Below are 13,902 nucleotides of genomic sequence, written 5' to 3'. Positions count from 1 at the left end.
GCCCACCATTGCGGTCAGTTCGTGACCGCATACAGCGCCGCGAGTTCGGTCCCGATCCGAGCGAGCGCGGCGCGCACCTCCGCCGGCTCCAGGACCTCGACCATCGCGCCCCAGCCGGCGAGGGTCCGGGCCAGGTCGCGGGGTGTCGGCGCGCCCACCCGGACCCGGGCCCGGCCGTCGGCACGCACCTCGGCCTGCTCGCAGTTGCGGCCGAAGTGGTCGCGCAGCACCCCGACGAAACGCTCCTCGATCAGCAGCTCCGCCCAGGTGCCGGCCCGTTTGCGCTCGACCTCGTCGACCACGCCGCGCCACGCCTGGTCCAGATCGAAGCCGCCCGGCCGCTCGAACGACTCCGCGGTCACCTCGAGCTCACCGATGCGGTCCACCCGGAACGTCCGGCGGCCGCGGGACGTGCCCGCCACGACGTACCAGATGTCGTCCTTGTCGACGATCCCCCAGGGATCGGCGGTCCGCGGCTCGCCGCGGTAGCTGAAGCGGATCCGGCGCTGGCGCACCACCGCGTCCTGGAGACGGTCGACAATCTCCGGGCGGGAGTTGGCGCGCTCGCCCCACCCGACCGGATCGACCAGGGTGGCCTCGGCCGCGGCCTGCGCGTCCGCCCGGAACGGCGCGGGCAACGCCCGGACCAGCTTGCGCAGCGCCGACCGGGTCTGCTCGGAAGCGCCCACGGCCGGGCCGAGCAGCAGGAACAGTGCTCGGGCCTCGACCGCCGACAGCCCGCTCAGGTCGGTGCGGGCGCCGCCGACCAGCGACCAGCCGCCGTGCCGGCCGGGCTGCGGATACACCGGGATGCCGGCCGCCGACAGGGCTTCCAGGTCGCGGCGGGCGGTGGCGACCGAGACCTCCAGCTCGGCGGCGAGCTCCGCGGCGGTCACCCGGCCGCGTGCCTGCATCAGGAGAAGGGTGGCGACGAGCCGGTCCGCACGCATGCCCCCAAGGCTCTCAGGAAAAGTGCTCAGAAGGTGAGCACTTATGCCGCGAGCATGGAACCAGAGCCGTTCGAGAGAGGACATCCCATGCTTCGCGGATTCACCACCGTCACCTTCTTCGCCGAGGACCTGGACGCGGCCCGCGCCTGGTACACGACCGTTTTCCGGGCCGAGCCGTACTTCGTCCGCGAGGGCGCCTATCTGGAGTGGCGGGCCGGCGACTACCAGCACGAGTTCGGGGTGCTCAACGCCCGGTTCGCCCCGCACCCGCACGGCTCGCAGCCGGCCGGGGCGATCATCTACTGGGCGGTCGACGACGTCGAGGGCGCCTATCGGCGGCTGCTCGACCTGGGCGCCACCGAGCACGGCAAGCCGACCGAGCGCGGCCCCGGTTACGTCACCGCGTCGGTGCTCGACCCGTTCGGCAACATCCTGGGCGTCATGGCCAACCAGCACTACCAGGACGTCTACGACCGCACGCGCGCGGTCGGGCGCCCGTAGGCGGTGTACGCGAGCCGGGTCTGATCGGCCGGCCCATCACCGGTGATCAGACCGGGGCCGCCTCGGTGAGGGGGACACCCATCCTGGTGAGTTGGCGGTCGTGCAGGCGGCTGAGCAGCAGCAGACTGGTGGTGGCGCCGACGCCGGCCATGAACATGTCCCACTGGGTGTCCCAGACATCGCCCTGGGTGCCGAGGAAGTCGTCGGCCGAGGAGCCCCCGACGACGGCGGACAGCCACTCGAACAGCTCCCACGTGGCGCTGACCGCCATCACCACGCAGATCACCAGCGCGGTCAGCCACCGGCCGGGTCGCAACGGCGTCTTGCGCAGCAGGATCTCCCGCGCCACGATCGCCGGCACGAAGCCCTGCACGAAGTGACCGAGCCGATCGTACGGATTCCGGGCCAGTCCCAGCGCGTCCCGCACCCAGTCCCCGGCCGGCACCTCGGCGTAGGTCCAGTGCCCACCGATCATCAGCACCAGCGAGTGCGCCAGGATCAGCCGATAGGCCAGCGGACTGAGCGGGAATCTCCGATACGTGACGACCAGGATCACCGCGCCGACGAGGGCCGCGACCACCTCCAGGAACCAGGTCCCCAGCGACTTGGCGCCGATGGCGGAGATCGCCAGAGCGATCAGCCCCACACCCAGCAGCACGGCGGGTTCACGGCGGGGAGCAGCGGAAGGCTCGATCACCGCGCCATTCTCCACGACCGGAGGACCCGGCGGCGGCCCGGCTGGCTCGCGCGGTCCGCCGCTGGTTACGGTGCGGAGATGTTGGTGTGGATAGCGTCGTTTCCGCGCTCCGGCAACACCTTCCTGCGGATCGTCCTCCACCGGCTCTACGGCGTCACGACCTCGACCGTCTACGACGTCGACGGCGTCGCGGAACGTCTCGGGCGAGACCTGGTCGGCTCCACCGATCGCCCCGGCAGCCTCGCCGAGATGCGGGCCGGCGACGAGCCGCACTTCGTCAAGACCCACCGGCAGCGCGACGCCGACGTCGCCGAGGACGATCCGGCGATCTGCCTGGTGCGGGACGGCCGCGACGCCCTGGTCTCGTGGGCCCGCCAAGCGAGTGAGGACGACCCGGCCACCTACGAGGACGAGCTGCGGTCGAAGATCCTGCGCGTGAGCACGGCCGGGACCGGCAGCTGGGGATCCAACGTCCTGAGCTGGTTGCGGCCCGCGGCACCGCACCGCGTCGTCCTGCGATACGAGGACCTGATCCGTGATCCGCGAGCGGCGCTGACCCCGATCATCGCTACCGTGGCCCCCAGCCTCGCTCGGCGACCGGACGCCACCGTTCCCTCTCTCGACGAGTTGCGCGGGCACGACGACCGATTCTTCCGCCGCGGCCGAACCGGCAGCCACCGGGACGAGCTACCCGGCGAGTTGCATCGCCTGTTCTGGTCACGGCCCGACAACCGGGCGGCGATGGCACTACTCGGCTGTCCCGAGCCGGACGACGCCTAGAAGCCGGCGAAGCGCCGACCTTTCAGGTCGCTGTTCCACTTTCTCCGCCGCACTCGCCCAGCCCTGCCAAACGTCGAGGTGGCAGCGGGCGGCGGGTACGTTGAGCGGGAATCCCGGACCCCGGAGGAACGATGCTCGCCGCGGCAACGCCCATCGCCTTCCTGCCCTCTCTCGACCTCGACCGGTCCCGCCAGTTCTTCGCCGACCGGCTCGGGCTGACCGTCGAGGAGGTCACCCCGTTCGCCTGCGTCCTGCGCGTCGGCGCCACGACGCTGCGGGTGACCAAGGTCGATCAGCTCCGTGCCCAGCCGTTCACGGTGTTCGGCTGGGAGGTGCCCGACATCTCCGCGACGGTCGCCGGCCTGACCGCGGCAGGCATCGAGTTCCTCCGGTACGACGGCGTCGACCAGGACTCCGCCGGCGTCTGGACGACACCGGGAGGCGATCACATCGCCTGGTTCCGCGACCCCGACGGCAACACGCTCTCGCTGACCGAGTTCGCGCGAAGCAGTCACGGCTCGGGGTCGGCGCCGTAGAGCATGTGCGCGATGGCCTGGTGCCCGGCCGCGTTCGGATGGTCGCCGTCGGCGGCCAGTAAGCCGGTCGGGTCGCCGGTGAACAGCGCGGACGTGGTCAGGAACGTCGCACCGGACTGCCCGGCCGCCTGCCGCAGCGCGTCGTTGTCGTACGACGTGGCCTGCTTCGCCGCCTTCAGCCCGTCGGCGCCGTACTCCGCCAGCCCGACGTCCCCGTCCTTCACCACGTTCCAGTACCCCAGCACCAGGATCTTGACCGGGCTCCCGTGATCCGCCCGGACCGCGTTCACGATCGACGACATGGCCGCGCCGACCCGCTGCGCGGCCGACACGTAGTCGTCGCCGTCGTCGATCGCCTCGGCCATGTCGTTCGCCCCGGCCATCACCAGCACCACGCTCGCCGCGCGCAGGCTGTCCCGGATCCCGCCGTGACTGATCTGATCCTGCACGTCCGCCGTGGTGAACCCGGGCTGGGCCAGGTTGACCGACTGGGCGCGGGGCGAGAGCATCCGCGCGTACAGATCGGGGAACGGCGTACAGGAACAGGCGGTGCCGGCCGGAACCGAATCGCCCAGCGTGACCACGATCGGGCTTCCGGGCATCGCCCGCAGCTGTGTCGCACAGGCCGTCAGGCCGAGCGCGACCGCGAGCGCGGCCGCCGTCCGGCGGACGATCAACGGGAGATCAGCGCGGTCTCGGGAGCCGGGAGCGGACCGCCGACCGTCCGGCCGGCCGGCAGGAATGCCTCGGCGGTCAGCGCCGCGACGGCGATCCGGGGCAGGTCCCGGGCGGTGGGGAAGCACAAGTAACGAGGTTGCCACGCCGGCAGGTATTTCGCATTGGCTCGGTAGAGAGATTCGATCTGCCACACCCGGGAGACGACCCGCAGCAACCGGTGCCACATCCGCAACACCGGGCCGGCACCCAGCTGTTCGGCGCGGGCGAAGACCGATCGGAGCACCGCGAAGTTCAGCGACACCCGGCGGACCCCGAGGGACGGGCCGGCCTCGACCGCGGTCACCACCATCAGCTCGGTCAGGCCGTTGGGCGCGGTCCGGTCGCCGCGCATCAGGTCCAGGGAGAGCCCGTCGGCGCCCCACGGCACGAACTGGAGCACGCCGCGCAACTGACCGTCCTGGTCGCGGGCGAGCACGAGCAGGCAGTCGCCGTCGGCCTGGTCGCCGAGCCGGGACAGCGCCATCGAGAAGCCGCGCTCGACATTGCCGTCACGGAACCGGTCGGCGGCCTGGGTCACCGCCGACAGCTCGTCCGGCGGCAGGTCCCGCTGGCGCACGGCGGTGCAGGTGTATCCGGCCCGGCGCATCCGGTTGACCGCCTGGCGCACCGAACGCATCGGGCGTCCGTCCAGGGAGAACGCGGCGACGTCGACGACCGCCTCGTCGCCGAGTTCGATCACGTCGAGGCCGGCCCGGGAGTAGGCGGTGCCGCCGGTGCGGCCGCACCCGAGGACCGCGGGTGTCCAGCCGTGCCGTTCGCAGTCGGTCAGCCAGGCGCTGATCGCTTCCGGCCACTCCGACGCGATGCCGATCGGGTCGCCGGCCGCCAGGCTGACGCCGCGGACCACCCGGTAGGCCACCGTGGCCTTGCCGGACGGCGCCCAGATCAGCGCCTTGTCGGCACGCAGCGCGAAGTAGCCGAGCGAGTCGTCGCCGCCGTATCGGGCCAGCAGCTCGCGCAGCCGCCGCTCGTCGCCCTCGGTGCGCACCGGCCGCCGCTCCCCCGGCTTGAGGAAGAGCACGACCGCGGCCAGCGCCGCGAGCAGCCCGAACGTGCCGGTGGTGAGGCTGACCGTGTCGGCCGCCCAGGGACGGACGAACCGCACCGGGCCGCTCACGCCGATCAGGCCGAGGGCGGCCTGCTGCGCCCAGGCCTCGACTCCGGGCGTACCGATCAGATGGTCGGCCCGGATGGCGATCTCGAACAGACCCAGAGCGAACCCCGCGCCGGCGAAGGCGGCAAGCGCGGTCAGCGCGCGCCACCGGCTGTGCGGCCCGGGCAGGGTCGCAAACCTTTTGCGTACGGCGATCAGCAACCCGAGCAGCGCCGCCGACACCACCGCCGCGTCGAAGTCCAGTCCGCGGAGAATGTTCAGCACGATCCCGGCGCAGGCCACCGCCACCGCGAGCTGCCAGGCGCGCCGTTTGCCCCGGCGCAGGCCGGCGCCCAGATAGATGAGCAGCACCCCGGCGGCGGCGGTCGCGGCCCGGGCGGAGAGTATCCCGGCGATCGGCACGAACTCGGCGAGCGCCGCGATCCGGCCGTGCCGTTCGGGCAGCAGCACGGCGGTCGCGACGTCGAACGCGCCGGCGAGCTGCACCACCCGGGCGACGGCGGCGCGGGACAGGGGCGGCCGGGAGTTCCAGGCGCTTGCGGACATCACGTTCCTTCACGGTCTCTGACGCGGCGAGCGGTCACGGGCGAGCCGGATCGCCCTTCCCGGCGTGAACCTAGGACCGCGTGGATGAGAGAACGATGAGGACACCGCTCTCACCGGCCTCTCATCAACCCGGGCGCAGTCTTCCCCTGCTCCCGGCGGCCACGACGAGATGAGAACGCATGTCCCTGACCGGCAGACCACTGATCGTCCTGGTGGTCCTCGGTGCGGTCGCCGCTCTCGCCGGCACCGTCCTGATCTGGCGGCGCGGCCGGCGCCCACGATCGCTGCTGCGCGCGCTGGGCGTGCTGCTCACCGAGGCTCTGCTGCTGTGTGCGGTGGGCCTGGCGGTGAACCGGTCCGAGGAGTTCTATCCCACCTGGGCGGACCTGTTCCGCAGTGCCGGCACCACCGCCACCACGGCCACGGCCCGGCCCGGTGACCTGGACGGCTGGCTGCGCTCGCGGGACCCGGCCGGGTCCGGGCAGAGCATCAGCTTCGCCTGGCGGCCGGACGGCTGGACCGGCTGGCACCTGGCCGCGGCGCCGACCGTGGTCGTCCCGGCGGGCTACCTGGAGCATCCGGACTGGCACTACTCGGCGGTGCTGGTCACCGGCGACGGATGGCCCGCCGCGGCCGGCGGGGCCGACCAGACCGTCGTCGTGTTCGCCCGGACCACCCCGGCGACCACGGCGGGCACACTCGCTGGACCGCTTCCGGAGCGGCTGGGGCAGGACCTGCGGGTGACCGGGCGCCGGTGGGCGCTGGTCACTCCGGCCGCCGGGGTGAAGCTGGCCGACGAGGCCGCCGCCTCCGCCCCTGACCGGTATCCGGCGATAGCCGTTGTCCAGGGCCCGGCGAAGCCCGTCGGGCCGATCCGGACGGCCAAGCCCGTCGGGCCGGTCCGGACGGGCAAGCCGGTCGGGCCGGTCCGGACGGGCAAGCCGGTCGGGCCGATCCGGACCGTGCTGACCGCGGGCCACCCGGCCGCCGGGACAGCCGTCGTCCCGGTGGGCATCACGGTCGGCACGGCCGGGGGTCTCGCCTCCGGCATCGCCTGGGCCGCCCAGCAGACCCCACCCCCGCTGGCCACCGCCACCCCGCCGGCCACCTGGGTCCCGGTCCAGAAACGACACCACCACCCGCACCGGCCCGGCCCGTCCACGTCCGCCGGCCCCCGCCCAGGAGGAAGCCGTGTCCCCGGACAGCCTCGGCACTGAGCTGCTCGCCCTCGCCGCCACGGTGCTCGCCGCCGCCCTGCTCAGCCCGCTGTGGACCGCCGCCCGCGGCCGCTCCCGGTACGCGATCCGCACCGCCGCCGTGACCGCCTGCCTGCTCACCGCCACGGCGACCGGCCTGGCCTGGGTGAACCGCCAGGTGGACACGTACCCGACCTGGGCGAGCCTGCTCGGCGGCAATCCGGCCGCGGCCGCCCCGGCCGAGAACGCGGCGGCCCGCGGCGCCGGAACCGGCGAGGTCATCGCGACCACGGTCACCGGCCACGCCAGCAATCTGACCCTGCCGATGTACGTCTACCTGCCACCCGGGTACGCCGAGCACCCGAGCACCCGCTACCCGGTCGTCGAGGCGCTGCACGGATACCCCGGCTCCCCGGCGCAGTGGCTGCACCGGCTGCACGTGGAGACGATCCTGAACAACGAGATCGACGCCGGCCGGATGGCCCCCACCGTGGTGCTCTTCCCTTACCAGACGCCGGATCCGACCCGCGACACCGAGTGCACCAACCTGGCCGGCGGACCGCAGACCGAGACGTTCCTGACCGCCGACGTGCCGGCCGCCGCCCGCGCCCGGTTCCACGTGCGCACCGACGCCGCCGGGTGGGGGCTGGTCGGCTACTCGGCCGGCGGCTACTGCGCGACCGACCTGCTGCTGCGCCACCCGGGGCAGTACGCGGCCGGGGCCAGCCTCTCCGGGTACGCCACGCCGGGCATCCCGGTGGGGCAGGGCACCGAGAACACCGTCTACAACGACCTGTGGCGGCTCGCGCATCTGCCGATCCCGGCCGTGTCGCTCTACCTGAGCTGCGCCCGCACCGACCGGGCGCCGCTGCGGGACGCGCTGGCGCTGGCCCGGGCGGCTCGGGCGCCGCTGACAGTCACCACGTCGTACGTGGGTGGGGGCGGGCACAACGCGCAGACCTGGCAGGCGATGGAGGCGCCGGCGTTCGACTGGTTGTCGACGTCTTTGGGGCGTCCGGTCGTACCGGAAACCGGCGAACCGCGAGTGGCGGCGATCAGCTCGCCGGCAGCCGGACAGTGACCACCGCACCGCCCAGCGGAGGCCCGTTGTGCAGCTCAGCGGTGCCGCCGTGTGCGGTGACGACGGCCTGCACGATGGACAGGCCCAGCCCGGCTCCGGTCGAGGCGGCGCGCGACTCGTCACCGCGGACGAACCGTTCGAACGCCCGGTCGAGCAGCCCCGGCGGGAAGCCGGGACCGTCGTCGGCCCACTCGACGCGGGCGCTGCCGCCGCCGGCGGTGACCGTGACCCGGGCCGTGGACGCGCCCGCCGCGGCACTGTTGGCAGCCAGGTTGGCCAGCACCTGACGGATCCGGGTGTCGTCGGCCGCGACGATCACCGGGTCGCCGTGCACCTCGATGCCGAGGCCGTTGACGGGGCCGAGCTTGCGGCTCTCGGCATGGGCGAGATCGGTCAGGTCGACCGGCTCCCGGTGCACGGCCAGGGACCCGGCGCGTTCCCGGGCCAGCAGCAACAGGTCCTCGGCGAGCCGGCCCAGCCGGGCCACCTGGCGCTGCGCGGCGAGCAGCGAGCGGCGCACCTCGTCCGGGTCGTCGGCCGCCTCCAGAGCCAGGTCGATCTCGCCGCGCATCACCGCGATCGGGGTGCGCAGCTCGTGGCTGGCGTCGTCGACGAACGCCCGCTCGCGGGCGAACGCGACTTTCAGCCGGGACAGCATCCGGTCCAGGGTGGCCGCCAGCCGGGCGATCTCGTCGTTGCCCGGCACCGCGGGCAGCGGCCGGTCGGTGTCGAGCGTGGAGATCGCCGCCGCCTCCCGGGTCAGCAGGTCGACCGGGCGCAGCGCGGCGCGCACCAGCAGCCAGCCGAGCACGACCAGCGCGCCGATCAGCACCGGGGTGGCGACGGCCAGGACGATCAGCTGGCGGTTGCCGGCGGACTCGACGGTGGTGAGCGGCTGGGCGACGGCGAGGACCTCACCGTTCTGGCCGACCGGGCGGGACATCAGGCGTACCCGTGAGGGCTCCTCGCCGGGCCGCAACGCCAGCAGCGTGACGGTCTTGACGGTCCTGTTGCGCGCCGCGCGCACCTGGCCGGGGCGCAGCAGCACCTGACCGGCCACCGCGGCGCCGGTCGCGATCGGCGTGCCGTCGGCCGAGTACAGCTGGGCCATCGGGTCGCCGCTGACCGCGGACAGGTCGTGCGCCCGGATGCTGGCGATCAGGTCGTCGCCGCGCCCGGCCAGATCCGCGTCGACCGCGCCGTCGAGCTGCCGGTCCAGCGCGACGTAGAGCAGCGAGAGCGCCACCAGCAGCACCAGCGACGTGCCGAGGCCGAACACCAGGGCCAGCCGGGCACGCAAGGAAGGGGGAACGAGCCGCACCACCTTCACCATCCTCTCATCATGCGCGGCCCACGATCGGCGGCATGACCCTGACCTCCGCCTTCGCGCTGGTGCTCGCCGTGCTGGCGCTGATCGAGGGGGCGGTGGCGCTGGTCGCGGCACGCCGCGCCGGCCGGATCGCCGCCGACCTCGCCCGGGGCCGGCTCGACCAGGAGCGGCGTGCGGCCGCGCTCGCCGCGGACCTGCGCGATGAGCTGGGCCGGCTGCACGTGGAGATGGCCCGGCTGGCCGCGCGGACCGCGATCGCCGCGCATCCGGGCCGGCGGCAGTGAGCGGCCCGGTCGGGACCGGGGGCGTCTCAGCGGCCCGGTCCAGGCCGGGGGCGTCTCAGCGGCCCGGTCCAGGCCGGCGGCGTCTCAGCGGCCCGGCGGCGTCACAGCGGCCCGGTCCGGGCCGGCGGCAGTGAGAGGGCGACGAAATATGCTGGACCCATGCGGATCTTGATCGCCGAGGACGACCCGGCGATGGCCGACCTGCTGGCGCGGGCGTTCCAGCGGGCCGGCTACGCCGTCGACACGGTCCGCACCGGCACCGACGCCGTCTGGGCGATCACCGAGACCGACTTCGACGCGGTCGTCCTGGACGTGATGATCCCGGCGCCGGACGGCGTCGAGGTGTGCCGGCGGATCCGGGCCGGTGACCGCTGGGTGCCGGTGCTGATGCTCACCGCCCGCGACGGCACCGACGACAAGGTCCGCGGGCTGGACGCCGGCGCGGACGACTATCTGACCAAGCCGTTCGCGCTGGACGAGTTGATGGCCCGGGTGCGGGCGCTGCTGCGCCGCGAGCCCGCCCAGCGGCCGACGACGCTGCGGGTCGGTGATCTGGAGCTGGACCCGGCGGCACGGACGGTGCGGCGCGGGGAGACCCGGATCGCGCTGTCGGCCAAGGAGTTCGCGCTGCTGCACGAGCTGATGCGGCGGGCCGGGGAGACGCTGTCCCGCACGTATCTGATCGAGCACGTCTGGGATTTCGCGTACGACGGCGGCTCGAACGTGGTCGACGTGTACGTCCGGTACCTGCGGGACAAGGTGGACCGCCCGTTCGGCCGCACCACGATCTGCACGATGCGCGGCGCCGGCTACCGCCTCGACCCGGACGCCTGAGGCTCCCGGCACGCCATCGGGTTGCGCCGGACCGGGTGGTTGTAACAGGATTGGTTACGATGACTTCGAACAGCAGAGTGACGATCGCCGCCCACGCCCTGGCCTGGCTGGAGCTCGCCCGCCGCCGCGGCCACCCCTGGCTCACCTCCGACGAGGTCGCCGCCAGCGTCAACACCAACCCGGTGATCCTCCGGCGCAGCCTCGGCGACCTGCGCCGCGCCGGCCTGGTCAAGGCACGCCGCGGCACCGGCGCCGGGTTCGCCCTGGCCCGCCCGGCCGAGGAGATCACCATGTATGACGTCTGGGCCGCCGTCGACAGCGAGCCCCTGCTGGCACTGCACCACTCGGAGCCGAACCTGGAGTGCCCGGTCGGCCGCGGCATCCGCCCGGTCCTGACCGACGTCTACGACGACGCGGCCGACGCGTTCGGCGCCGCGCTGCGCCGCCGCACCATCGCCGGCATGCTGGAGAGGATCCTGAAGTGATCGTCGAACTCCGCCGGTACACGCTGCGCCCCGGCCGCCGCGACGAGCTGATCGACCTGTTCGACCGCGAGTTCGTCGACTCGCAGGAGCAGGTGGGCATGTCCGTGCTCGGCCGGTTCCGTGATCTGGACCGCCCCGACATGTTCGTCTGGCTGCGCGGCTTCCCCGACATGGCGCTCCGCGGCCGGGCCCTGCGCGAGTTCTACAGCGGCCCGGTCTGGAAAGAGCACGGCCCAGCCGCCAACGCCACCATGCTCGACTCCGACGACGTCCTGCTCCTGCGCGCCGTCGTGCCCCCACCGGCCTGGCCCGCAGCCACCCTGACGGCCACGATCTGGTATCGGGACCGCCCCTTCGACGCCGCCTTCACCGCCTGGTTCACCGCGCAGGACTCCGGCGCGCTGGCCGTCCTGACCACCGAGTATGCCGAGAACAACTTCCCGCCCCTCCCCGTCCGCGAGGGCGAACACGCCTTCGTCTGGTTCACCGCCGCCACCCCGCGGCTCACCCCACCCGACCACTTCGAGATCGTGAAGACCGAACAGCTCCGACTCAGCCGTTGAGGAGCGCGGCAAGCCGGTCCGCCACCAGTTCCCGGCCGGCGTCGACATCGTCCTCACCGGCGCCGCCGCTCGAGACGTCTGATTCCGCGCCTCCTCCGCCGGCGGCCAGTCAGTTGCCGCTCGAAGCCTGCGTACTCAGCCAGTGGGCGAGGTCTGCGGCGAACCGGGTCATCTCCTCGCCCGCCTCCAGCACGAACACGGCACGGGCCGACCAGGCAGACCGGTCCCAGCTGGGACCCGGCGCCCGCAGCGTCACGCCGAGCGACACATGACGTCGTCCGTCGTGCCGCGCATCAAGGGTCAATTCGTGGTCCGCCGACCGCCAGTCCCGGGATCCGTCCCAGCCCTGCCAGTCCGCCGCGAGACCCGCCACGAACTCGGCCAGCGTCGAAGCGGACCCGGCGAACCCACGGAATACCGTCGCGACCGTCACCGCGCTCATCCCGTCGTCGTGCAGCTCCGCCCTCACCCGGTAGACGTAGCCGTCCCCGTGCGGGTCCTGCGGCGGGTGCACCACCCATCGGGCATCATCGGTTCCACCCAGCACGAACGGCTCCTCCATGGCGAGAAAGTATCCGCGCCTCCGGGCTGCGGAGACTTCCGCCCTCGACAGTCCGATTCCCGCGCGGATCTCTGTCGGCGCGGTACCCGCGAATCTCGACTTCACGGGCCGGCACCGGACGTCGCCCGTCGGCGGGCGGGTGTCGTATCGTCGGGCCGTGCCCGATTCCGTGACGAGCCGCAGCGCGGCCGACAAACGTGCCGCCGCCCGTCCGCCGCGTAACAGCGCCGGCGGACCGCCGCTCAAGACCAAGGCCGACAAGCGAGCCGAGGCCAAGGCCGCCAAGGCGCGCGCCCGTGCCCGGCAGAAGCGCCGCGAGATGCTGACCATGGCCGGCGCCGCGGCGGTCGTCCTGGCGCTGGTCGTCGGCCTGTTCGTCTGGATCAACTCGTCGTCGGAGCCCACCTCCGTCGCCACCAGCCCGACCGCCACGGCGACCACGGATGCCGCCGCCGCCCCGACCGAGTCGGCTGCCGCGTTCCCGCCGGTGCCCGCGGGCGCCGACCCGGCCCTGAGCAAGAAGCCGGTGGTGAAGGCGGGCACCGGCTCCGTCACCAAGCTCAAGACGACGACCCTCATCAAGGGCACCGGCCCCGCCGTCCGATCGGGGCAGACGGTCGACGTGAACTATGTCGGGGTCACCTACGCCGACGGCAAGGAGTTCGACTCGTCCTGGAGCCGCTCGCAGCCGTTCAGCTTCCAGGTCGGGGCCGGCCGGGTCATCCCGGGCTGGGACAAGGGACTGCTCGGGGTCGAGGTGGGCAGCCGGGTCCAGCTCGACATCCCGGCCGCCATGGCGTACGGCGAGAAGGCGAGCCCTCCGCAACCCGCCGGCACCCTGCGCTTCGTCGTCGACGTCCTCGCGGCGTCCTGACCCTCAGCGACCCAGCCGGAGATCAGGGAGAAGATCGCGCCGGGATCGCGTAGCCGATGGCGTTCGTCAGTGCCGGTGGCCCGCGAGGCACGGGCGCCGACGACCGCCGCGGCGTCGAGGGCCTTCCGCACGCTCATCCACGCGTGTCCTCTCGCCCGACGGCGTGAGCAGTGGTTACGCTGCCTCGCGTTACCCATGATCGGGAGAGGTGGCACGGGCCATGGCTCTGACAGGTGTGCTGGCGACGGCCGGCGTGCTCATCGCGACCGCGATGGGTCCCGTCCACGCCGGGGGAACCCACCAGGGCGACCCGATCTCGGCCGCCTTCCCGGACATCGACGTGCCCGTGGGCGGCACCGCCATCGACCCACTCGGCCCGAGCCTCTGGTCCACGAAGGGCCCGGCGACGTACACCGGCGCGAAGGTCTCCTACGAGCTGAACGGGGTCGCCGGGGTCAGCATCGCCCCGAGCGACATCGGGGGCGGCGACTGCGACCAGCCGTCGGCGACCCGCGTCGTCTGCACCGATCCGCGCCCGCTCTCCTTCGAGGGTGAGACGATCGAGCAGTACCTGCCGGTGGTGGTGAAAGCCGCCAAGACCGCCGAGGCGGGTGACACCGGAACGGTGACCATCACGTTCTCCGCCAAGGGAGTGGAAGCGTTCACCGGCACCAGCAAGGTCCGCGTCGTCGAGGGCGAGGAGCGCCTGCCGGTGACCGGCTCGGCGGCCGGGACCATCGGCGGACTCGGCCTGCTGCTGCTCGGTGCGGGCACGGCGGGGGTGCTGATCGCCCGTCGCCGCCGCGCCCGCTTCACCGCCTGACGACGCCG

The 13,902-nt window shown here is 73.2% G+C and carries 17 protein-coding genes; 11 read left to right on the top strand and 6 right to left on the bottom strand.

Annotation, left to right across the window (positions count from 1 at the left end):
• Window positions 1-14 precede the first annotated feature (14 nt).
• Window positions 15-950 (bottom strand): helix-turn-helix transcriptional regulator, encoded by a 936-nt coding sequence (locus tag Aiant_RS41730; protein WP_189330155.1) that lies wholly within the window; start codon window positions 948-950, stop codon window positions 15-17.
• Between the two features lie 87 nt (window positions 951-1,037).
• Here Aiant_RS41730 and Aiant_RS41725 point away from each other — a divergent pair, with 87 nt between their 5' ends.
• Window positions 1,038-1,451: a VOC family protein gene (locus Aiant_RS41725; RefSeq protein WP_189330154.1), complete on the top strand. Its 414-nt coding sequence runs from the start codon at window positions 1,038-1,040 to the stop codon at window positions 1,449-1,451.
• A 46-nt stretch (window positions 1,452-1,497) separates the two neighbouring features.
• Here Aiant_RS41725 and Aiant_RS41720 read toward each other — a convergent pair whose 3' ends face one another.
• Entirely contained in the window at window positions 1,498-2,148 is a 651-nt protein-coding gene (locus Aiant_RS41720) for a DUF2238 domain-containing protein (protein ID WP_229829979.1), read from the bottom strand.
• Between the two features lie 78 nt (window positions 2,149-2,226).
• On the opposite strand from Aiant_RS41720, the gene Aiant_RS41715 reads away from it, so the two are divergent.
• Window positions 2,227-2,928, top strand: a complete 702-nt coding sequence (locus Aiant_RS41715; protein ID WP_189330152.1) for a sulfotransferase domain-containing protein — start codon at window positions 2,227-2,229, stop codon at window positions 2,926-2,928.
• A 131-nt stretch (window positions 2,929-3,059) separates the two neighbouring features.
• Window positions 3,060-3,464: a VOC family protein gene (locus tag Aiant_RS41710; protein ID WP_189330151.1), complete on the top strand. Its 405-nt coding sequence runs from the start codon at window positions 3,060-3,062 to the stop codon at window positions 3,462-3,464.
• On the opposite strand, the gene Aiant_RS41705 is transcribed toward Aiant_RS41710, so the two are convergent.
• Window positions 3,440-4,141: an SGNH/GDSL hydrolase family protein gene (locus Aiant_RS41705; protein WP_229829978.1), complete on the bottom strand. Its 702-nt coding sequence runs from the start codon at window positions 4,139-4,141 to the stop codon at window positions 3,440-3,442. The two genes, Aiant_RS41710 and Aiant_RS41705, sit on opposite strands and share 25 nt — an antisense overlap.
• Window positions 4,138-5,862: a phosphatidylglycerol lysyltransferase domain-containing protein gene (locus Aiant_RS41700; RefSeq protein ID WP_189330150.1), complete on the bottom strand. Its 1,725-nt coding sequence runs from the start codon at window positions 5,860-5,862 to the stop codon at window positions 4,138-4,140. The genes Aiant_RS41705 and Aiant_RS41700 overlap by 4 nt, the downstream gene beginning before the upstream one ends.
• 179 nt (window positions 5,863-6,041) lie before the next feature.
• Here Aiant_RS41700 and Aiant_RS41695 point away from each other — a divergent pair, with 179 nt between their 5' ends.
• Window positions 6,042-7,079, top strand: a complete 1,038-nt coding sequence (locus Aiant_RS41695) for a hypothetical protein (protein ID WP_189330149.1) — start codon at window positions 6,042-6,044, stop codon at window positions 7,077-7,079.
• Window positions 7,054-8,139: an alpha/beta hydrolase gene (locus Aiant_RS41690; RefSeq protein WP_189330148.1), complete on the top strand. Its 1,086-nt coding sequence runs from the start codon at window positions 7,054-7,056 to the stop codon at window positions 8,137-8,139. Before Aiant_RS41695 ends, Aiant_RS41690 begins: the two co-directional genes overlap by 26 nt.
• Here Aiant_RS41690 and Aiant_RS41685 read toward each other — a convergent pair.
• Window positions 8,114-9,472 (bottom strand): sensor histidine kinase, encoded by a 1,359-nt coding sequence (locus tag Aiant_RS41685; RefSeq protein WP_229829977.1) that lies wholly within the window; start codon window positions 9,470-9,472, stop codon window positions 8,114-8,116. The two genes, Aiant_RS41690 and Aiant_RS41685, sit on opposite strands and share 26 nt — an antisense overlap.
• Window positions 9,473-9,504: 32 nt before the next feature.
• Here Aiant_RS41685 and Aiant_RS41680 point away from each other — a divergent pair, with 32 nt between their 5' ends.
• From Aiant_RS41680 to Aiant_RS41665, 4 genes are all read left to right on the top strand, one after another.
• Window positions 9,505-9,753, top strand: a complete 249-nt coding sequence (locus Aiant_RS41680) for a hypothetical protein (protein ID WP_189330147.1) — start codon at window positions 9,505-9,507, stop codon at window positions 9,751-9,753.
• Between the two features lie 159 nt (window positions 9,754-9,912).
• Window positions 9,913-10,587 carry a response regulator transcription factor gene (locus Aiant_RS41675; RefSeq protein ID WP_189330146.1) on the top strand — a complete coding sequence of 225 codons (675 nt, stop codon included), beginning with the start codon at window positions 9,913-9,915 and terminating at the stop codon, window positions 10,585-10,587.
• Window positions 10,588-10,646: 59 nt separating this feature from the next.
• Complete coding sequence (locus tag Aiant_RS41670; protein ID WP_189330145.1) at window positions 10,647-11,072, top strand: Rrf2 family transcriptional regulator; 426 nt, start codon at window positions 10,647-10,649, stop codon at window positions 11,070-11,072.
• Window positions 11,069-11,635 (top strand): NIPSNAP family protein, encoded by a 567-nt coding sequence (locus Aiant_RS41665; protein ID WP_189330144.1) that lies wholly within the window; start codon window positions 11,069-11,071, stop codon window positions 11,633-11,635. Before Aiant_RS41670 ends, Aiant_RS41665 begins: the two co-directional genes overlap by 4 nt.
• A 109-nt stretch (window positions 11,636-11,744) precedes the next feature.
• On the opposite strand, the gene Aiant_RS41660 is transcribed toward Aiant_RS41665, so the two are convergent.
• Window positions 11,745-12,197: a DUF6228 family protein gene (locus Aiant_RS41660; RefSeq protein ID WP_189330143.1), complete on the bottom strand. Its 453-nt coding sequence runs from the start codon at window positions 12,195-12,197 to the stop codon at window positions 11,745-11,747.
• A gap of 157 nt (window positions 12,198-12,354) precedes the next feature.
• On the opposite strand from Aiant_RS41660, the gene Aiant_RS41655 reads away from it, so the two are divergent.
• Window positions 12,355-13,071, top strand: a complete 717-nt coding sequence (locus Aiant_RS41655; RefSeq protein ID WP_229829976.1) for an FKBP-type peptidyl-prolyl cis-trans isomerase — start codon at window positions 12,355-12,357, stop codon at window positions 13,069-13,071.
• A gap of 220 nt (window positions 13,072-13,291) precedes the next feature.
• Window positions 13,292-13,894: a hypothetical protein gene (locus Aiant_RS41650; protein ID WP_189330141.1), complete on the top strand. Its 603-nt coding sequence runs from the start codon at window positions 13,292-13,294 to the stop codon at window positions 13,892-13,894.
• The last annotated feature ends 8 nt before the right edge of the window (window positions 13,895-13,902 follow it).

It is taken from the genome of Actinoplanes ianthinogenes (assembly GCF_018324205.1).
Classification (GTDB): Bacteria; Actinomycetota; Actinomycetes; order Mycobacteriales; family Micromonosporaceae; genus Actinoplanes; species Actinoplanes ianthinogenes.
Note: the sequence above shows the minus strand (reverse complement) of the source record. Positions and strands in the feature narration are given on the sequence as shown.

What these genes read in the sequence shown, in the direction of transcription:
- Aiant_RS41710 (WP_189330151.1), top strand. Translation starts at nt 3,060, where the DNA reads ATGCTCGCCGCGGCAACGCCCATCGCCTTCCTGCCCTCTCTCGACCTC.
- Aiant_RS41670 (WP_189330145.1), top strand. Translation starts at nt 10,647, where the DNA reads ATGACTTCGAACAGCAGAGTGACGATCGCCGCCCACGCCCTGGCCTGG.
- Aiant_RS41700 (WP_189330150.1), bottom strand. Translation starts at nt 5,862, where the DNA reads ATGTCCGCAAGCGCCTGGAACTCCCGGCCGCCCCTGTCCCGCGCCGCC.
- Aiant_RS41685 (WP_229829977.1), bottom strand. Translation starts at nt 9,472, where the DNA reads ATGGTGAAGGTGGTGCGGCTCGTTCCCCCTTCCTTGCGTGCCCGGCTG.
- Aiant_RS41695 (WP_189330149.1), top strand. Translation starts at nt 6,042, where the DNA reads ATGTCCCTGACCGGCAGACCACTGATCGTCCTGGTGGTCCTCGGTGCG.
- Aiant_RS41660 (WP_189330143.1), bottom strand. Translation starts at nt 12,197, where the DNA reads ATGGAGGAGCCGTTCGTGCTGGGTGGAACCGATGATGCCCGATGGGTG.
- Aiant_RS41730 (WP_189330155.1), bottom strand. Translation starts at nt 950, where the DNA reads ATGCGTGCGGACCGGCTCGTCGCCACCCTTCTCCTGATGCAGGCACGC.
- Aiant_RS41680 (WP_189330147.1), top strand. Translation starts at nt 9,505, where the DNA reads ATGACCCTGACCTCCGCCTTCGCGCTGGTGCTCGCCGTGCTGGCGCTG.
- Aiant_RS41650 (WP_189330141.1), top strand. Translation starts at nt 13,292, where the DNA reads ATGGCTCTGACAGGTGTGCTGGCGACGGCCGGCGTGCTCATCGCGACC.
- Aiant_RS41675 (WP_189330146.1), top strand. Translation starts at nt 9,913, where the DNA reads ATGCGGATCTTGATCGCCGAGGACGACCCGGCGATGGCCGACCTGCTG.
- Aiant_RS41715 (WP_189330152.1), top strand. Translation starts at nt 2,227, where the DNA reads ATGTTGGTGTGGATAGCGTCGTTTCCGCGCTCCGGCAACACCTTCCTG.
- Aiant_RS41725 (WP_189330154.1), top strand. Translation starts at nt 1,038, where the DNA reads ATGCTTCGCGGATTCACCACCGTCACCTTCTTCGCCGAGGACCTGGAC.